Origin of the sequence: Nocardia concava NBRC 100430, assembly GCF_000308815.1 — a bacterium.
In the GTDB taxonomy this organism is placed as follows: domain Bacteria; phylum Actinomycetota; class Actinomycetes; order Mycobacteriales; family Mycobacteriaceae; genus Nocardia; species Nocardia concava.
Map to the genome: position 1 here is coordinate 1 of NZ_BAFX01000179.1, position 16,632 is coordinate 16,632.

22 protein-coding genes are annotated in these 16,632 nt (G+C 67.6%); 10 read left to right on the top strand and 12 right to left on the bottom strand.

The window, feature by feature from the left end; all coding sequences use genetic code 11:
• Together ON43_RS35735 and ON43_RS35740 are read right to left on the bottom strand one after the other, a co-directional pair.
• On the bottom strand, positions 1–1,827 hold a 1,827-nt coding region (locus ON43_RS35735; protein ID WP_040814815.1), incomplete at its 3' end, for a hypothetical protein.
• Positions 1,828–1,979: 152 nt separating this feature from the next.
• Entirely contained in the window at positions 1,980–2,153 is a 174-nt protein-coding gene (locus ON43_RS35740; protein ID WP_040814817.1) for a CsbD family protein, read from the bottom strand.
• Between the two features lie 170 nt (positions 2,154–2,323).
• On the opposite strand from ON43_RS35740, the gene gvpJ reads away from it, so the two are divergent.
• Genes gvpJ through ON43_RS35780 form a run of 8 tightly spaced genes read left to right on the top strand, consistent with a single transcriptional unit; the run spans position 2,324 to position 5,813 of the window.
• On the top strand, positions 2,324–2,812 hold the full coding sequence (gvpJ, locus tag ON43_RS35745; protein ID WP_051179678.1) for a gas vesicle protein GvpJ: 489 nt from the start codon (positions 2,324–2,326) through the stop codon (positions 2,810–2,812).
• Entirely contained in the window at positions 2,809–3,591 is a 783-nt protein-coding gene (locus ON43_RS35750) for a GvpL/GvpF family gas vesicle protein (RefSeq protein WP_040814819.1), read from the top strand. The genes gvpJ and ON43_RS35750 overlap by 4 nt, the downstream gene beginning before the upstream one ends.
• Positions 3,588–3,815 (top strand): gas vesicle protein GvpG, encoded by a 228-nt coding sequence (locus ON43_RS35755; protein WP_040814821.1) that lies wholly within the window; start codon positions 3,588–3,590, stop codon positions 3,813–3,815. Before ON43_RS35750 ends, ON43_RS35755 begins: the two co-directional genes overlap by 4 nt.
• Before the next feature lie 5 nt (positions 3,816–3,820).
• Positions 3,821–4,174 (top strand): gas vesicle protein GvpO, encoded by a 354-nt coding sequence (gvpO, locus tag ON43_RS35760; protein WP_083914029.1) that lies wholly within the window; start codon positions 3,821–3,823, stop codon positions 4,172–4,174.
• On the top strand, positions 4,171–4,572 hold the full coding sequence (locus ON43_RS35765) for a gas vesicle protein (protein WP_040814823.1): 402 nt from the start codon (positions 4,171–4,173) through the stop codon (positions 4,570–4,572). Before gvpO ends, ON43_RS35765 begins: the two co-directional genes overlap by 4 nt.
• Positions 4,562–5,314 carry a GvpL/GvpF family gas vesicle protein gene (locus tag ON43_RS35770; RefSeq protein WP_040814824.1) on the top strand — a complete coding sequence of 251 codons (753 nt, stop codon included), beginning with the start codon at positions 4,562–4,564 and terminating at the stop codon, positions 5,312–5,314. Before ON43_RS35765 ends, ON43_RS35770 begins: the two co-directional genes overlap by 11 nt.
• On the top strand, positions 5,314–5,526 hold the full coding sequence (locus ON43_RS35775; protein WP_040814825.1) for a gas vesicle protein: 213 nt from the start codon (positions 5,314–5,316) through the stop codon (positions 5,524–5,526). Before ON43_RS35770 ends, ON43_RS35775 begins: the two co-directional genes overlap by 1 nt.
• Positions 5,523–5,813 (top strand): gas vesicle protein K, encoded by a 291-nt coding sequence (locus ON43_RS35780; RefSeq protein WP_040814826.1) that lies wholly within the window; start codon positions 5,523–5,525, stop codon positions 5,811–5,813. Before ON43_RS35775 ends, ON43_RS35780 begins: the two co-directional genes overlap by 4 nt.
• 13 nt (positions 5,814–5,826) lie before the next feature.
• Here ON43_RS35780 and ON43_RS35785 read toward each other — a convergent pair whose 3' ends face one another.
• The 3 genes from ON43_RS35785 to ON43_RS35795 all read right to left on the bottom strand — a co-directional run bounded on the left by ON43_RS35785 (position 5,827) and on the right by ON43_RS35795 (position 8,750).
• The gene (locus ON43_RS35785) at positions 5,827–6,180 is read right to left on the bottom strand and encodes a phage holin family protein (protein ID WP_051179679.1); all 354 of its coding nucleotides are present in this window, start codon (positions 6,178–6,180) and stop codon (positions 5,827–5,829) included.
• A 69-nt stretch (positions 6,181–6,249) separates the two neighbouring features.
• Positions 6,250–8,187 (bottom strand): potassium transporter Kup, encoded by a 1,938-nt coding sequence (locus ON43_RS35790; RefSeq protein WP_040814827.1) that lies wholly within the window; start codon positions 8,185–8,187, stop codon positions 6,250–6,252.
• Positions 8,188–8,408: 221 nt separating this feature from the next.
• Positions 8,409–8,750: a putative quinol monooxygenase gene (locus tag ON43_RS35795; RefSeq protein WP_040814828.1), complete on the bottom strand. Its 342-nt coding sequence runs from the start codon at positions 8,748–8,750 to the stop codon at positions 8,409–8,411.
• Between the two features lie 59 nt (positions 8,751–8,809).
• Here ON43_RS35795 and ON43_RS35800 point away from each other — a divergent pair, with 59 nt between their 5' ends.
• Positions 8,810–9,133: an ArsR/SmtB family transcription factor gene (locus tag ON43_RS35800; protein ID WP_306304993.1), complete on the top strand. Its 324-nt coding sequence runs from the start codon at positions 8,810–8,812 to the stop codon at positions 9,131–9,133.
• Between the two features lie 33 nt (positions 9,134–9,166).
• Here ON43_RS35800 and ON43_RS35805 read toward each other — a convergent pair whose 3' ends face one another.
• The 5 genes from ON43_RS35805 to ON43_RS35825 form a co-directional block, all read right to left on the bottom strand.
• Positions 9,167–10,330: a lipase family protein gene (locus ON43_RS35805; RefSeq protein ID WP_040814836.1), complete on the bottom strand. Its 1,164-nt coding sequence runs from the start codon at positions 10,328–10,330 to the stop codon at positions 9,167–9,169.
• 368 nt (positions 10,331–10,698) lie between these two features.
• Entirely contained in the window at positions 10,699–11,058 is a 360-nt protein-coding gene (locus ON43_RS45185) for a hypothetical protein (protein ID WP_051179680.1), read from the bottom strand.
• Between the two features lie 48 nt (positions 11,059–11,106).
• A complete protein-coding gene (locus ON43_RS35815; RefSeq protein WP_245568909.1) occupies positions 11,107–12,087 on the bottom strand; it encodes an ABC transporter substrate-binding protein in 981 nt (326 codons plus the stop codon).
• Between the two features lie 28 nt (positions 12,088–12,115).
• Positions 12,116–13,162, bottom strand: a complete 1,047-nt coding sequence (locus ON43_RS35820) for an ABC transporter permease (protein WP_051179681.1) — start codon at positions 13,160–13,162, stop codon at positions 12,116–12,118.
• Positions 13,163–13,173: 11 nt separating this feature from the next.
• Positions 13,174–13,938 carry an ATP-binding cassette domain-containing protein gene (locus tag ON43_RS35825; RefSeq protein ID WP_040814829.1) on the bottom strand — a complete coding sequence of 255 codons (765 nt, stop codon included), beginning with the start codon at positions 13,936–13,938 and terminating at the stop codon, positions 13,174–13,176.
• Between the two features lie 112 nt (positions 13,939–14,050).
• Here ON43_RS35825 and ON43_RS35830 point away from each other — a divergent pair, with 112 nt between their 5' ends.
• Positions 14,051–14,599: a hypothetical protein gene (locus tag ON43_RS35830; RefSeq protein ID WP_157514302.1), complete on the top strand. Its 549-nt coding sequence runs from the start codon at positions 14,051–14,053 to the stop codon at positions 14,597–14,599.
• On the opposite strand, the gene ON43_RS35835 is transcribed toward ON43_RS35830, so the two are convergent.
• A complete protein-coding gene (locus ON43_RS35835; RefSeq protein WP_083914037.1) occupies positions 14,572–15,441 on the bottom strand; it encodes a ParA family protein in 870 nt (289 codons plus the stop codon). The genes ON43_RS35830 and ON43_RS35835 overlap by 28 nt on opposite strands.
• A 160-nt stretch (positions 15,442–15,601) precedes the next feature.
• A partial coding sequence (locus tag ON43_RS35840; protein ID WP_040814845.1) for an alcohol dehydrogenase catalytic domain-containing protein occupies positions 15,602–16,632 on the bottom strand: 1,031 nt, incomplete at its 5' end.

Genomic DNA, 16,632 nt, shown 5'->3' on the forward strand with positions numbered 1-16,632 from the left:
ACCCCGCGCGGCGCGCCAGCCGGTGGCCGCGCCATTGAGCAGTCCGGCGACATTGGCGGCCAGCAGCGGCGCGGACGGTCCGCCGCGCGGCGTCACGGCCAGCATCAATCCGCCCAGGGCGGTCGCCGAGAGCGCCAGCACCCGGGCGCGCTCGCTGACCTGCCGGGCGGGCGGCACCAGGGCCAGAATGCGTTGCACCTGAGCCAGATCGCGGCACACCGCGTCCGCACTCCAGGGCACCCGCAGCTCGCCGTCCTCGCTGCGCGCTATGCCGAGGGCGACATCGGCCCAGTCCAGCGCCTTGAACGAACGTGCGCCCAGCACCGCCACCACGTGCCCCTCGCGCTGCAGATCATCGACCAGCTTGCTGCGCGAGATCTCACCCGGAACGAATTCGTCTGCCAGTGAACGCAATTCGCGCAGGTCCTGGTGTGCGGAGAGGATCACGCGCAACCCGGCCGCCCGTGCGGACTCCAGCACCGCCTGCGCCCGCCGATCCATCTCGCGTCCGATGAGCACGCGCCCGAGGACTCGCTCACCGACCCGCACCTCCCGCCAGACCGGCGTGCGTGTCATGCCCCGATCCGGTGTGCCGCTCCCCTGGTGCACGAGGCGGGGCGGCTCGTCACCATCCGAATTCGACTGGTGCGCATCATTTCTGAGCGCGTGCTGCGCGGCAGCCCAGAGCTCGGCGGCCGAGTGCTCGGGCTCGGGCTCGGCGTCGAGCACCACGCGGCTGTCGGTCAAAAGCGCCTCGCCGTCGATGATCACGGCGCTGAGCCGGTCCAGTCGCCGCCACACGCTCGCCTGCAGGGTCAGCACACCGGCGCGCGAGAGTATGGTGGACGCGGTCGCGGCGAAGGCCTCGCGGCTGGCGCGGGCTGCCTTGGGCGCGCCCAGTTCCAGGGAGTCGATGGCATCGGAGAAGCGGGTGCCGCCCGCGAAAGCCATGGTGCCGAACAGACTTCCGGCCGCGGTCTCGTCGGCCACACGTTCCACCGGTCCGTTCGGCAGCTCGACGGGCCGATCCCGGGGTGGCAGTGGTTCATGGACCGCGGCTTGATCGCGCCCGGCGACCTCGCGCTCCCATTCACCCCACCGGGTGTAGGAGCTGCTCGCCTCGAGGAAGGTGAAACCGCGTTGGGCCGCATCGACGGCCAGCTTCGCAACGCTCTCCGAGGCCGCGCTGCCGATGGCGGTCGCCAGGGTCAGCACCACATCGGTGCGTACCCGGCCCAGCCGCGCCTCGACCTGTTCGCGCAGCCGCGGCTGATTGTCGGCCAGCAGCGCGACGCCGCGCAGCAGCCGGGCGGGGGCGTCGAAGGGCAGCAGCGCGCCGGTGGCGGCCAGTCCGATGGCGGCCACGTCGGCGGCCAGCTGAATTCCGGCCGCCACCACCGGTTCCCGATCCGCCGGATGCTCGACCGACCGGTCCCAGGTCTGTTCCTCGACCTCGGCCTCGGCTTCCACCGCTTCGACCGCGTCGAGCAATTGCGGCAGCTCGGCGTCGGGGTCCTCCAGGCCCGCGACCACCCGTCCGGTCACCGCATTGACCCGCCACCAGCGCACCACGCCCAGCCGGTCCAGCCGCTCGTCCAATGCCGCCAGCACGCGCGGGGATTCCGGCGAGGTCAGTCCGCGCACCTCCACCGTGGCGCGATCGGGTCCGGGCGCGACGCGCCGCTGGGTGCGCTCGGTGTGCGGATCCGCCAGCGTCACCAGATCATCGCGCAAGCGCCGGACCGAGTCCGGGGTCACCGCCTCGATTCCCGAGCCCGCCAGCTCGAAACTGGTTTCCAGGGCACGAATCGGAAGTGCCAGAGACATTTTCGCGAGCGACGCACCTGTCCTGATCAGTGTGGGAATCATGCTTCGCAGCTACCCGCGCACGGCGGCCGCAAACAGGGCGGCGGTGCCTCGGAAACGAACATGACGGTGCCCCGGGCATCGAGCACGCCCGGGGCACCTGTTCACGGGAATCAATCCCGGAACGCGTCCTTGACCTTCTCGCCCGCGTCCTTGACGTTGTCCTTCGCCTGGCGGGTCTTGCCCGCCTGTTCGCGGTCGGCGTCGCCGGTCACCTTGCCCAGCTTCTCCTGGGCCTTGCCGGCAAGCTCATCGGCCTTGTTCTTGGCCTTATCGGTTGCGCTCATGTCGAATTCCTTCCGATCGAGCGGTCTGGAAAGGGCCGTCGCATCGACCCGGTCCTCGGCTACCCGGGTAGCGCCCACCGAAACAGGCTGACAAAACGCACCTTTCACGCATACCCGCCAACGCAGCGGGTAGGCGGCCGATAGGAGCAACAACAAGGAGATGATTCACGATGACAACCGCGCTCCAGCCCCGCGGTGGCGGTGGCGGCGTCGGCAGACCGAATGCGAGCAGCCTCGCCGAAGTGCTCGACACGATTCTCGACAAGGGCCTCGTGATCGACGCGTACGTGCGTGTCTCGCTGGTCGGCATCGAGATCCTGACCATCGACGCCCGCGTCGTGATCGCCAGTGTCGACACCTATCTCAGGTTCGCCGAAGCGGTCAATCGCCTCGATATCTCCGCCCAGGACCAGAAGCCGGGGCTGCCCGACGTGGTCAAGGACGTCGCCTCCGGCGGCAAGGCGTCCACCACCAAGGAGGCCATCGAATCGGCCACCAAGCAGCTCTCCGGCGCGCTGAACGAGGGCGGCGGCAACGCCAAGGAACTCATCGAGGCGGCCGGTAAGCAGATCATGGGCGCCCTGGGCCAGGGTGACGAGGACAAGGAGAAAGAGGAAGCCAAGCCGAAGCCGAGCACGCGCCGGAGGAGCCAGTCATGACCACAGCGGACAGCCCTGCGGCGGAATCGAATACCGCCCTGCTGATCTACGGGATCGTGCCAGCGGGGGCGAAACCCAAAGCAGCGCAAGGCATCGGGCGCAAACCCGCACCGCTGCGGACCGTCACCCACGGGAAGATCGCGGCGATGGTGAGCGAGGTGCCGGTGGACGAGCCCCTCGATCGTGCCGAGGATCTGGAGGGCTACTCCCGGGTCGTGGACGACCTGGTCGGCCAAACCTCGGTCGTGCCCATCCGTTTCGGCGCGGCGCTCGAGGACGAGGCGGCCGTCGAATCCGGGCTGCTGGAACCCAACGAGGAGCGGTTCGCCGCGGCGCTCGAGGATCTGGGCGGCCTCGCCGAATATCTGGTGACCGCACAGTACGTCGAGCAGGCGGTGCTGCGGGAGATCCTGGAGGAGAACGAGCAGGCCGCGGCGCTGGCCGAAACCCTGCGGACCACGCCCGAGGCGGCCAATCGCGATCTGAGCCTGGCCCTGGGCGAGATCGTCAACTCCGAGCTCGAGCGTCGGCGCGAGGCCGACACCGAGGTCATGGTGAGCGCGTTGCGGCAGCTGACCGAGGAGCTGGTGCTGCGGCCGCCGACCCATGAGGAGGAGCTCGCCACCCTCGCGGTGCTGATACCGCTCGCCAAGGAGCAAGAGCTGGTCCACATCGCCGATCTGCTGAGCAAGCAGTGGGAGAACCGGGTGTCCATGCGCCTGGTCGGGCCGCTGGCGGCGTGGGACTTCATGACCATCGAAGCGACGGAACAACAATGATCGGCACCCTGCTCAGCCTGCCGGTGCTGCCGCTGAAGGCCGTGGTCGCGATCGCCAAGGTGATCGCCGACGAGGCCGACCGCCAGCTCTACAGTCCCGCGGCGATCCGGCGTGAGCTCGACGAGCTGCAAAGGCGGAAGGCCGCGGGCGAACTGGACGAGGACGAGTACCGGGAGGCCGAGCAGCGGGTGCTCAATCGGGCCCTGCACCGACGAAGTGAGTGAGAGCCATGGCCGAGGAACAGCGTTCCCGGGCAAAGAGTTCCGGGACGACACGGGGATCCGGAAGCAGACGATCCGCCGACGGCGACGGCGACGACCGCTTGTCGGCTGCGAGCGCCGCCGCCGCTGGCATCCGGGTGATCGCCGATCTCACCGGTCAGTCCGTGCTCGGCGCGACGGGCGTGCGGCCGACCGATTCCGGCTGGTCCGTCGAGGTCGAGGTGCTCGAAGAAACCCATATCCCGTCCTCCGCGGATGTGCTGGCGCTGTATCGGCTGGAGCTCTCCGAATCCGGGGATCTGCTGTCCTACAGCCGGATTCGACGCGGGCAGCGCTGTTCGATCGGGGATGACCGCCGATGACGCTGCCCGATCGCTATTCCGCGCGGCCCGCGCGCAGCGGGTCCGAACCGGCCAATCTGGGTGACATTCTGGAGCGGGTGCTCGACAAGGGGCTGGTGATCGCGGGCGATATCCGCGTGAACCTGCTCGATATCGAACTGCTCACCATCAAACTGCGGCTGGTCATCGCGTCCCTCGAGACCGCCCGCGAGGTGGGAATCGATTGGTGGCAACGAGATCCGTGGCTGCGCGGCGATCACGCGCTGGAGGACGGGGACGGTTCGGCGCGTCTGCATCGCCGTTCCGATGCCGAACTCGATGCGCCGGGTCCTGCCGAACTCCAGTCGGAGAACGAGCGATTGCGCAAGCGGCTCGCGGAATTGGAGGCCGAGAAATCGGAGATCGAGAATGAACAATGAGACTGCCGTCTGGGTGTACGCGATTCGCGCCGGCGACGGGCCCGCACCCGAGGCGCTGGGGGTGAGCGGCGAACCGGTCCGCTGTGTGGAGGCCGGCGGGCTGACCGCCGTGGTCGGCTCGGTGCCGCTGGCGGAGTTCAGCGCCGAAGCCCTGCAACGCAATCTGAACGATTTCGACTGGCTCGCGAACGCCGCGCGCACCCATCACGCGGTCGTCGAGGCCGCCGCGGTGGGTCGGCCGATCATTCCGGTGCGGCTCGCGGTGCTGTGCCTCGACGATGACGGGGTGCGGCGACTGCTCATCAAGCGCGGCGAGGACTTCCGTGCGGGGCTGGCGCTGGTCGAAGGCCGAGCCGAATGGGGGGTGCGGGCATACCTGCGCCCGCCCGAGCCCGACGCCGAATCGGTGCGCCCGACTTCGGGGGCCGACTATCTGCGTCAGCGGCGAGATACCTTGCAGCGCGGGCGAACCGATCTCGCCTCCGCGGAGCTCGCCGCGTCCGGAATGTTCCGGACGCTGTGCCGGTACGCGGTCGCGGGGCACAACCGTCCCACCACCGAGACCGCGCTCACGGGGCGGCGCGCGCATCTACTCCTGAATGCCACCTACCTGGTGGAGGACGACGAGACGACGGAATTCCTGTCCGCCGCACAACAATTCGACGACAACGAGTTGCTGACGATCGAACGGTCCGGCCCGTGGCCGCCGTACACGTTCGTCGGCGCGGCCGGGCAGCTGTGATGACCGGCGATCCCTCTTTCACCGAGGACCTGCCCGCCGTGTCGGGCAATCGCGATGTGGCGCTCATCGATCTGCTCGATCGGGTGCTGGCGGGCGGGGTCGTCATCTCCGGCGACATCACGCTGTCCATCGCCGAGGTCGAGCTGGTGCGGATTTCGTTGCGCGCGTTGATGGCCTCGGCCGCTGCGCTGATCGAACAGCAGCAGCGATGACGGGTCCGGACCGGCGCATCGAGCTCGATCCGGAGGGGGTGGAGCGTGGGCTGGCCACGCTGGTGCTCACCATTGTCGAGTTGCTGCGCCAGCTCATGGAGCGGCAGGCCGTGCGCCGCATGGAGGCGGGGGATCTGTCCGAGCGTCAAATCGAGGAAATGGGAACGACTCTCATGCGACTGTCCGATGCCATGGACGAGTTGCGGGAGCATTTCGAGCTGGCGCCGGAGGACCTGAATATCGATCTCGGTCCCCTCGGCACCCTGCTCCCGCGTGATCCGCTGTGAATCCGTAAGGGCCTCAGGCGAGCGGGTCGACGGCCGCGACGGGCGGCTCGCCCGTCCGCGACTTGGCCATGGACCGCACCACGGCGGCCGCGACCAGCAGCACCACGGCGACGATGAGCGCGGCCGACCACGCCGGAATGGCCAGTGCCAGTAGCAGGATCACGGTGGCCACCAGTGCGCCGCCGCCGTAGAGCCCCAGCATCGCCGCGCCGGCGCTCATCTTCATTCGCTTGCTGAATCTCGGTGTCCGGCCCAGCGTTTCCCGCATCGCCGTCTCGATCTGCTGACGGATCACCGTGTTCAGCTGGTCACCGGCGGCGAATCCGGTGATCGCCGAAGGATCGAATTTCCCGGGCGTCTCGGCCATGCGCTTACCTCCTCGAATGGCGTCGAATACTCCTACGACCCGTCTACCCGCCGAGCCGGTTCCGACACGTCAGATCTCGATGCGCGCACCCATCACCACCGTGCGATCGCGCGGGAGGCCGAAATGCTCGGCGGCGTCGGCGGAGATGTAGCTCATGGCGATGAAAAGCCTGCTGCGCCAACGAGACATGATCGATTCCTCGCCGTGGCTCAGCTCGATTTCGGAGAGGAAGTACGTGGCGGTGTCGAGATCGAGCAGGCCTTCGGTCTCGTCCGGATCCAGTTCCGCCAGGGCCGCTGGCACGTCCGGCCGCTCCAGGTAGCCGACGCGGACGGTGACGTGGACGATGCCGTCGTCGGTGTAGCCGAGATGGTCGATGCGGATCCGGTCGTCGGGCGGCACCCGCGGCGTGGATTCGGTTTCCACGGACAGGATCACGATCTGGCGGTGGCGGACGTGATTGCGTTCGACATTCGCGCGCAGGGCCAGCGGGGCGAGTTCCTTGCCGCGGTTGAGGAAGACGGCGGTGCCCTCGACGACGGCCGGGCGCGGGTCGCGATGCCGCAGGTCCTCGATGAATTCGCGCAGGGAGCCCTCGCGGCGTTCGCGCTCGGCCACGACCACGCGGCGTCCGCGCTGCCAGGTGGTCATGAGCACGAAGGCGAGGGATCCGATCAGCAGGGGCAGCCAGGCGCCGTGCACCAGTTTGGTCAGATTCGCGGTGACGAACAGCAGGTCGACGCCGAGCAGCGGGATCGCGGCGCAGGCGATGAGCGGGAGCGGCAGTTGCCATTTTCGAAAAAGACACCGTGCGTAGGCGAGGTAGCTCAGCAGCAGGGTCGTGATGGTGATGGTGCAGGTGACGGCCATGCCGTAAGCCGAGGACAGCGCGGTCGAGCTGCGGAAGGCGAAGGCCAGGGTGAGCACCGAGACCATGAGCAGCCAATTGATCCACGGGACGTAGATCCGCCCCGGTGTCGAGGCGGAGGTGTGCACGACCCGTAGACGCGGCAGGTAGCCGATCCGGATGGCCTGGGCGGCAACCGAATACGCGCCGGAGATGACGGCCTGCGAGGCGATGACGGTGGCCGCGGTCGCCAGCGCCACCACCGGCAGCCGGGCCCAGCCGGGCGCGAGCAGGAACAGCGGGCTCGCGGCATGACGGGGATCGTCGAGAATGAGCGCGCCCTGGCCGAGGTAGCTCAGCAGGCAGGCCGGGAAGACGACGAAAAGCCAGGCGCGGGTGATGGATCGGCGGCCGAAATGGCCCAGGTCCGCGTACAGCGCCTCCGCGCCGGTGACCGCCAGCACGATCGCGGCCAGCGCGAAGAACGCCACCCCGAAATGGCCGACGAGGAAACCGACCGCGTAGGTCGGGGACAGCGCCTTCCCGACGCCCGGGTGGCGGGCGATGCCGCCGATGCCGCACGCCGCGATGGTCGCGAACCATAGCAGCATCACCGGACCGAACAACCGGCCCACGGTTCCCGTGCCCCGCCGCTGGACCAGGAACAAGGCCAGGATGATGACGGCGGTGATCGGCACGACGGCCCGGGCCATCGGCGGCGCCACGATCTCGAGGCCCTCGACCGCGGACAGCACGGAGATGGCCGGGGTGATCATGCTGTCGCCGAGAAACAGTGCGGCGCCGAAGATTCCGAGCGCGGCCAGCACCGCCGCCAGCCGCTTGCGGCCCGGCACCGCCCAGCGCCGCACCAGGGTGATCAGCGCCATGATCCCGCCCTCACCGTCATGGTCGGCGCGCAGGGCGATGAGCACGTAGGTGACAGTCACGATGACGACCATCGACCAGAACACCAGCGACAACACGCCGAAGACGTTCTCGGCCCGGATCGGCATCGGATGCGGATCACCCGGATCGAACACGGCCCGCAGCGCATAAATCGGACTGGTCCCGATATCCCCGAACACCACACCGAGCGCACCCACCACCAGCCCGGGCCTGACACCCCGGCCAACCTCCGTCTCGGTGGCAGTCTTCGTCATCGCCGCACGCCCTCGCTCTCCCCTGCCGGTCTCTCCGCCATCGCTCTACCCGCTCCGGCGTACCGGACACCTCGGCACGGGTCCCCGGTGGCCGCCTGAGCGCCTGGTGGGAGTGCTCCTCGTCATTCCGGCGTGCTTTTGGCCGGAATCCACACCCGGCAGGCATGGATCCCGGCCAAATACACGCCGGGATGACAAGTGGAACTTCTCTCGAGGCGCGGCTACGCGGGGATGGGGCGCGGGTAGGTGCTCTGCATCGAGAGGAAGCGGATTTCGAGGTCTCGTTCGAGGTAGTCCATGCGGCGGATCCAGAAGTCGCGCAGGTGGGGTAGTTCGAGGTGGCGGTCGAGGTCTTCCTTGGAGCGCCAGACCTCGTAGAAGACGAAGGTCGACGGGTCGGCGGCGTCTTCGTGGAAGTGGTATTCGAGTGCGCCGGGCTCGTCGCGGGTGGGGGCGACGAAGGACAGCAGCAGGTCCTTCAGGTCGGCTGCGCGCTCGGGTTTGGGGTGGGCCAGGCCCATGAGGGCGAAGGGCACACGGTCTTCAGGTACGAAATCTGTCATACCTCGGGACGCTAGCGCGGCCTGAGGTACGATGCAAACCGTACCTAGGAGGTGTGGTCGTGGCGGACGACGAGCCGGAGCTCGCGGATATGGAACTCGGGGCCGTGCTGGCGGCGCTGGCCGACCCGAATCGGCTGACGGTGGTGCTCGCCCTGCTCGCCGATGCCGATGGGGCGGAACGGCTTTGCAGCTCGTTCGGTCTCACGGTGTCGAAAGCGACTCGCACACACCATTTCCGGGTGCTGCGCCAGGCCGGGCTGATCCGCCAGGTCAATCGCGGCAACAGCAATATGGCCCAGCTCCGCCGGGCCGATCTCCGGCGGCGATTTCCGGGCCTGCTGGACTTGCTCGCCGCGGAGAACGCCCGCCGGGCTACGGCTTAGCATTCTCCGCGGCCCGGCGCTGTTGGCGTCCGGTCAGCAACTCTTCGCGACGGGGTCGCCGCGGAAGCGGGATTCGACGTAGTTCCAGGCGTCGGGGAAGCCCGCGACCGCCGTGGTCATGTGCTCGGCGATGTCGAACGGCCGGAAGGTCAGGGGCACACCGGCTTTGCAGTAGCGGTCCGCGACCTCGGCGACCGGGTCGAAGAAGGTGAGGGTGTCGAAGCGACCCTGCCAGATGTAGGTCGGCGCGGTCGGCGTGCCCGGGAAGTAGCGCAGGCTGTTCTCACGCAGCACGGAATGGGCCTCCGGGCTGTCGAGCAGGCTCTTGGACGCGGCCATCTGCTCGGCGCTGCGGAAGGCGCCGTGGAAGAGCAGGAAGCGGCGGCAGGCGTCGTGGGTGAACTCGCGGAACCAGAGACCGTTCTCGTTGAGCTGATCCGAGACCGGCAGGCGGTCGGGGTATTCGCGCTCCAGGCCCATGGCGGCGGCGAACGCCAGGCCGAAGCCCGGATGCGGTTCGAAGCCCAGCGACAGCGCCATCTGCTCCAGATCGGCCGGAATCCCGCCCGCCACAACGGCATCCAGCTTCAGATCCGGGGCGTATTCGGGCTGGAGCGCCGCGGCCCAGGCGGTCGCCATGCCGCCGCCGGAGTATCCGGCCAACGCGACCTTCGAGCTCGACAGACCCAGTTCGGTGGCCTTGCGGACGGCCTTCACGCTGTCGAGGGTGACCATCCCGCTCAGCTTGGCGGCACCGTAGGCCACGTTCGGACCCAGGTAATCCGGCAGCGAGATCGCCCAACCGCGCCCGATCGGCAGCATGGCGCCGACGCCGTCCTGCAGTTCGCCGTTGAACAGCGAGCGCGACGGATTACATTGCGCGCCCAGGGAATTGATCAGCGCCTGATAGGACACCAGCGGTGGATTCTTGACACCCGACGGCAGCAGCACGGTCGTCATGCCGAGGATCGGCTGCCCCTGGGAATTGGTGCTGCGGAACGCGATCTGCCAGCCCTCGGTGCCGACATACAGTCCGGTATCGATCCGGCGGGTACGCACCACATCACCGGGAGCGAAGCTGCCCAGGTCGGCGGGTGGCGCGTAGAACGGATCGGAATCCTGTGTGGGATAAAGCGGTTGAGCCGAGACAGGCACGTACCCCGTCGCCGCGGTCAACACACCCAAAGCCAGCACCATCGCCCTGATGGACACCTTGAACAACCGCGTTTCCTCACACTTCAGCCGTCAGCCCCAGCAAACCACTCGCGAATCGTGCCGGGACGCTACCGTTCCCAGAAACCCGAGTCCAGACATTCAGACAAACCCGGCACGAACTGTCAGCAATCTCACAGCACCGCAGCAGGTCCGCCGAACAACACTGACAGACCGTTCCGCACCCTCCCCTGGTCGCCGACCAGCCCCGGAATCACACTCCGCCAACCACTTTCCGCCGACTCCCCGCCCACCTCAACCCACCTGGAACAAGATCAGGGAGCTCTCACTGTTGGGATGCGGACGAATCTCCGCGGTGAGAGCTCCCTGATCTTGATTGCGAAACGCGGGGATCAGCCCGGGATTTGGGCGCCGATGGCGCTGCCGATGCCGGCGCCGATCGAGCCGCCGATGGCGGCACCCGCGGCGCCGCCGATGCCCGCGCCGATGACGACGGAAATGGGGCAGGCGGGGACGACTACCGTGCAACCGATGGCGCCGCCGGCGACGATGCCGATGACCGCGCCGGTGACACCGCCGACGACCATGCCGATCTGTCCGCCGGGAATGGCTTGGGTCTGGCCCGCGCCCACGGGGGTGACGGCGGCGACGGGCTGGGGTGCCGGGTCGTTGGTGGCGGCCGAGGCGGTGGCCGCGGTTCCACCGGCGAGGGCGGCCGCGATCATGGTGGTGGCGGCTATTTTGCGGAACATGGTGGTACTCCTTGGAATTCAATCAGGGATGGGATTGAGATCGAGTCGTCAGCACTTCGACTTGTAGAAGTACTGATCATTGGTGGAGATGGTGTCCTTGGTAATCGCGATCATGTTGGTTTGGATCGTGCGGGTGACCGGCTTGCCCTCGAGCGCCGCGGCGGCCTGATCGACGCCCTGCTTGCCGATGTCGCCGGGGTTCTGAGCGATCAGAGCCTGGACGGTGCCGTCCTTCAAGTCCTGCACCTGTTTCGGGCTCGCGTCGAATCCGACGACCTTGACCTGATCGAGCTTGCCCGCATTGCGGAGTCCGGTCGCCGCGCCCTCCGCGGAGCTGAGATTCGTGGCGAAGATGCCCGCGAGATCCGGGTGCGCCGCCAGCGTGGCGGTCACGATCGAGGCCGCCTGGGCCGCTTCATTGTTGTTGTACTGCACGCCCAGCGAGGTCATCCCCGGATGGCTCTGCTTGAGCTCGTCTTCGAAGCCCTTGGCGCGCTGATCGGTGGTGGATGTTCCGGCCTTGGTGTTGATCACCAGCACGGATCCCTTGTCGCCCACCAGTTTCGACAGGGTCTGGGCCGCGAGTTGCCCGCCTTTGACATTGTCCGACGCGATGGAGGACAGCGCGACCGATGTGTCCTCCAGCGCCGTATCGACCTCGATCACCTTGATGCCCGCGTCCTTGGCCTGTTTGATCGGGCTGGCCATGGCCTGGGCGTGGGTGGGTGCGATGAGGATGGCGCCGGGCTTGTTGGCGATGACGCCGGTGACTATGGGTGTCTGCAGCGAGGCGTCGAATTGCGACGGGGCCTGGGTGTCGAGGGTGTAGCCCAGCTTCTTGGCCTCGTCCTGGGCGCCGCACTGCATGGAGATGTAGAAGGGTTCGTTGGCGACGCCGGGGATGAGCACCAGCTTCTTCGCATCGGTGCCACCCGAATTGTTCACCGAGCCACCGCATCCCGCCAATAGCCCGGCCACCGCTATCGCGACGCCCGCTATTACGGCGGCCCTACCACCGGTCCTCATCATCAGGCCCTCACCTTCGAACTGTGTTCTGTTATTTCCGGTCTCGGGACCGCCTGCGGATCTGGTCGAACCACACGGCCGCCACGAGCACGACGCTCACCGCGATGGGCTGCCAGAACACCGGCACCCCTACGATGACGAAGCCCTTGCGCAAAACCGACGGGATGAACACCCCGATCACGGTGCCCACCACCGAGCCCACGCCGCCGAACAGGCTGGTCCCGCCGATCACCACGCCCGCGATGGCGTCGAGATTGTCGGTGCCGTGCCCGGCGATGGTGGTGGTGCCGAAGTACGCGAGATTCATGAAACCGGCCAGGCCCGAGAGCATTCCGGCCATGAGATAGACCAGGATCAGGTGCCGGGTGACGCCGATGCCGGAGCGGCGCGCGGCCTCGGCGTTGGAGCCGATCGCATAGGTGTAGCGGCCGAAGCGGGTGGTGTGCAGCAGCCAGGCGCCGAAGAGGGTGACCACGGCGGCCACCAGCACCAGGTCGGGGATGCCGCCCATGACGGTGCCGAAACCCAGTGAGTTGCGCAGCTTTTCGGGGACGGTGCGGGTGTCGACGCCGCCGGTGATCAGCTGCGCCGAGCCCAGGGCGGCGCCGAACGAGCCGAGGGTGACGATCAGCGGCGGAATCTTGGCCTTGGCCACCAGGAATCCATTGATCAGGCCCCAGAGTGCGCCGCCCGCAAGGGAAACCAGCAGGCCGAGCAGGATCAGGCCCCAACCGCCGTGTGTCGCATCCTCACCCGGGCTCAGCCATTCCATGGTCTTGGAGGCGAGCACGCCGGAGAAGATCAGCACCATGCCGACGGACAGATCGATGCCGGCGGTGACGATCACGAAGGTCATGCCGATCGACAGCACCAGCAGCACCGAGGTCTCGATCAGCAGGGTCTGGAAGGTGAATCGGGTCGGGAAGGCGTTCGGTTTGGCGATGCTGAACGCCAGATACAGCACCACCAGCACGATTCCGATCCAGAACGTGCCGGTCCCGGCCAGCCTGCGCACGCCCCGGCCGAGCAATGCGCCGTCCCATTTCAGGCCGCGTCCGCTCGCGCTCTGCTCACTCACGCTCTGCCCACTCAAGATTCGTCCTCCGTGGTCAGCGCCCCGGTCATGGCTCCCACCAACTGTTCCAGCGTGGCGTCGGCCGCGGTGAACCGCGCCACCCGACGCCCCAGCCGCAACACCTCGATGCGGTCGGCGACAGCCAGTACCTCCGGCATGTTGTGGCTGATCAGCACCACCGCGATGCCCTGATCCCGCACGCGGCGAATGACATCCAGCACCCGCTCGCGCTGTACCACGCCGAGGGCGGCGGTCGGTTCGTCCATGAACACGACCTTGCTGGCCCACATGACCGCGCGGGCCACGGCGACCGTCTGCCGCTGGCCGCCGGAGAGCGAGCCGATGGGCACGTCATCGCGGGGCAGCACGACGCCGAGGCGTTGAAAGTGTTCGGCCGCCTGGGTTCTCATGGCCTTGCGGTCCAGCATGCCGAGCCGGCCCGCCAGGCCCTTGCGGAACAATTCGCGTCCGAGAAAGAGATTCGCGGCCGGATCGAGGTCCGGAGCCACGGCTAGGTCCTGGTAGACGGTCTCCACGCCCATTCGCCGCGCCGCGACCGGCGAGGCCATTCGAACCGGATTCCCCTCCAGCAGAATTCGCCCGCCGTCGGGTTGTTCCGCCCCGGAAAGGCATTTCACCAGCGTGGATTTCCCGGCGCCGTTATCGCCGATCAACGCCACCACTTCACCGGCATCGACCTGAAAACTGGCTCCCTGCAATGCCTCGACCCCGCCGTATCGCTTCTGAAGCCCTTCGGCTTCCAATACCACGGCAGGCATCGACGATCACCCCGGCGAAATCGATTGAGCGGACGTCCGGTCCGCAAACCGAGGGTACGTTTGATCTCGGTGTCGCGGGGTCGATATGGGAAACACGGCTATCGTGGGGTCGGTGAAGCGACTCGGAATTCGTGCTGTGCGGGTGCTCCCGGTAGTCGTGTTGTGCGCCATGGCCGTCGGCTGCGGGCAGAGTCAGAGCCACGCTCATCACACGGCCCAGCCGACTCCGACGCCGCCGGTCGGATCACTCGATACGTTGGGGACCGGGACCTCGACACCGGCCACCACCGCGCCCGCACCGACGTCGGCGCTCGCGACCAGCGCGGCACCGTCGCCTGCTGTTCAGCCGAGCCTCACCGAGGATGATGCGCGATATACCGTCCGCCGCTACCTATCCCGCTGGATCGGGCAGCCCCTCCAGCCCGATGACACCGAGGGCCGGTATCCGCTGGTCTGCGCCGGTTCCGTGCTGGCGGCCAATCCCGGGAGGCTCACCGGCACAATGTCCTTCGACAACGACCGGATGACCGCGCGGCGCATCGGCGACACCGGCGCGGAAGTGACTGTCCCGGTGACGAATTCCGCCACCGTCACCACGGTCCGCACCTTCACCCTGCGGGCCGCCGCCCAGGGTTACTGCATAGACGACATCATCAACTGACCGCCGGGCTGTCCGGAACGCCGCAGGAATTCCTGGGCCAGTTCCCGATACTGCTCGGCGCCACGCGATTTCGGATCCCACTTGGTGAGGGGCTCACCGGCGATGGTGGAATCGGGGAAGCGCACGGTCCGCGAGATCGCGGTCTCGTAGAGCAGATCCCCGAAGGATTCGGCCACCCGTTCGCGCACCTGCCGCGAGTGCAGCAGTCGCGTGTCGTACATGGTGACCACGATGCCGCAGAGTTCGAGCTTGGGATTGAGCCGCTCGCGCACCTTTTCCATGGTGTCGTTGAGCAGGGCCAGCCCGCGTAGCGAGAAGAATTCGCATTCCATCGGGACGATCACGCCGTCCGCGCAGGCGAGCGCGTTGACGGTGAGCAGGCTCAGCGACGGCTGGCAGTCGATGAGGATGTAGTCGTAGCGGTCCCGGATGGGGTCGAGCACGCGGCGCAGGGAGTGTTCGCGGCCGACCTCGTTGACCAGTTGGATCTCGGCGGCGGAGAGGTCGATATTGCTGGGTAGCAGGTGCAGATTGGCCACACCGGTGTCCAGGAGCACGTCGTCGATGGGCGGGGCGTTGCGGGTCAGCAGGTCGTAGACCGTCAGCTCGAGCTGGTGGTGCGCGACGCCCAGGGCCGCCGACAGCGCGCCCTGCGGATCGAGATCCACCAGCAGCACCTTCAGCCCGCACTCGGCAAGCGCGGCACCCAGATTGACCGTCGAGGTGGTCTTCCCGACGCCGCCCTTCTGATTGCACAGCGCGATCACCCGGGCGTCGCGTGGCGCTGCACCGGCAGCCCCCGGCTCCGCCCCGGCATCCTCAACAGCTATGTTTGCCGACATTTCGCCAGCCTAACCCGAAGGTTGCTGGATCTGTCGGACCCCCTGCTGAGTCCTTTCTCACGGCGGTTATCGCGTCTGATTACCAGTATTTTTCGGACATTTCGACGCGAACTGGCCTGGTGGACAAGGACCGAGCAGGGGCGACCGGGAAAACTGCTGATTAGCCGGAGGTCGGGACCACCAGGATTTTCACATGCTCCTCGGGATTCCGCAGGGCCGTGAACGCCTCGGCCACCCCGTCCAGACCGACCCGGCCGGTGATGATCGATTCGGCGTCGATCTGCCCGGAGGCCAGGCGCTCGAGGGTGATGTCGTAGGCGTTCTCGTACGGTCCGTGTCCGAAGTTGACGGCGATGCGGCGGAACTGGCCGACCGCCGGGATGATCGGCTCCTCGTCGAACGGCGCGGCCAGCACCTGGATGCGGGAATTGAACGGCAGCTCCCGCATGAGCGTGCCGATAATGCCTGCGCGGCCGCTGCATTCATAGGCGATGAGAATGCCGGGTCCGGATTGTCCGACCACGGTGTCCTGCTGGGCGGCCGCGCGGGTCCACGCCTCGATGGGGTCCTGTTCGTTCGGGTCCACGACGATATCCGCGCCGACGGCCCGCGCGAGTTCGCGGCGTTTGGGCGAGGGTTCGGAGGCGACCACCAGCCGGGCGCCGTGTGCCTTGGCGGCGATGATCGCGCCGAGGCCGATGGTGCCGCAGCCGATCACCAGCGCGGAATCGTCGGGGGTGAGGCCGGATTGCTGAACGTGCATCTCGCCGACGTGCAGAGGCTCGGCCAGGGTCGCGTGTTCGAGCGAGAGGGAGTCGGGGACGTGGCGCACCCAGTAGGCGTCCACCACGATGCTCTCGCCGAACGCGCCGTGATATTCGTTGGAGTAGCCGATGATCGTCGGAATGCCGGTCGCGGTCTCGGTCGCGAGACCGATACCGGCGACGCGGTCACCGATCGCGAAATCATTTATCCCCGAGCCTATCTCGGTGACGGTTCCCGCGTATTCATGCCCGAGCACGACGGGCTTGTCAGTATCGAAAGTGGCCAGTGGGTACCCGCTGTCGGTCGCCACCGCGACGAACCGGCACGGATCCTTCGACATCGACAGGTCGCTGCCGCAGATGCCGCACGCGGCCACCGCGATGCGCAGCTGTCCCGGGCCGAGCACGGGTGGCTCGGCGACTTCAG

What these genes read in the sequence shown, in the direction of transcription:
- ON43_RS35740 (WP_040814817.1), bottom strand. Translation starts at nt 2,153, where the DNA reads ATGAGCGCAACCGATAAGGCCAAGAACAAGGCCGATGAGCTTGCCGGC.
- gvpJ (WP_051179678.1), top strand. Translation starts at nt 2,324, where the DNA reads ATGACAACCGCGCTCCAGCCCCGCGGTGGCGGTGGCGGCGTCGGCAGA.
- ON43_RS35750 (WP_040814819.1), top strand. Translation starts at nt 2,809, where the DNA reads ATGACCACAGCGGACAGCCCTGCGGCGGAATCGAATACCGCCCTGCTG.
- ON43_RS35755 (WP_040814821.1), top strand. Translation starts at nt 3,588, where the DNA reads ATGATCGGCACCCTGCTCAGCCTGCCGGTGCTGCCGCTGAAGGCCGTG.
- gvpO (WP_083914029.1), top strand. Translation starts at nt 3,821, where the DNA reads ATGGCCGAGGAACAGCGTTCCCGGGCAAAGAGTTCCGGGACGACACGG.
- ON43_RS35765 (WP_040814823.1), top strand. Translation starts at nt 4,171, where the DNA reads ATGACGCTGCCCGATCGCTATTCCGCGCGGCCCGCGCGCAGCGGGTCC.
- ON43_RS35770 (WP_040814824.1), top strand. Translation starts at nt 4,562, where the DNA reads ATGAACAATGAGACTGCCGTCTGGGTGTACGCGATTCGCGCCGGCGAC.
- ON43_RS35775 (WP_040814825.1), top strand. Translation starts at nt 5,314, where the DNA reads ATGACCGGCGATCCCTCTTTCACCGAGGACCTGCCCGCCGTGTCGGGC.
- ON43_RS35780 (WP_040814826.1), top strand. Translation starts at nt 5,523, where the DNA reads ATGACGGGTCCGGACCGGCGCATCGAGCTCGATCCGGAGGGGGTGGAG.
- ON43_RS35785 (WP_051179679.1), bottom strand. Translation starts at nt 6,180, where the DNA reads ATGGCCGAGACGCCCGGGAAATTCGATCCTTCGGCGATCACCGGATTC.
- ON43_RS35790 (WP_040814827.1), bottom strand. Translation starts at nt 8,187, where the DNA reads ATGACGAAGACTGCCACCGAGACGGAGGTTGGCCGGGGTGTCAGGCCC.
- ON43_RS35795 (WP_040814828.1), bottom strand. Translation starts at nt 8,750, where the DNA reads ATGACAGATTTCGTACCTGAAGACCGTGTGCCCTTCGCCCTCATGGGC.
- ON43_RS35805 (WP_040814836.1), bottom strand. Translation starts at nt 10,330, where the DNA reads ATGGTGCTGGCTTTGGGTGTGTTGACCGCGGCGACGGGGTACGTGCCT.
- ON43_RS45185 (WP_051179680.1), bottom strand. Translation starts at nt 11,058, where the DNA reads ATGTTCCGCAAAATAGCCGCCACCACCATGATCGCGGCCGCCCTCGCC.
- ON43_RS35815 (WP_245568909.1), bottom strand. Translation starts at nt 12,087, where the DNA reads ATGATGAGGACCGGTGGTAGGGCCGCCGTAATAGCGGGCGTCGCGATA.
- ON43_RS35825 (WP_040814829.1), bottom strand. Translation starts at nt 13,938, where the DNA reads ATGCCTGCCGTGGTATTGGAAGCCGAAGGGCTTCAGAAGCGATACGGC.
- ON43_RS35835 (WP_083914037.1), bottom strand. Translation starts at nt 15,441, where the DNA reads ATGTCGGCAAACATAGCTGTTGAGGATGCCGGGGCGGAGCCGGGGGCT.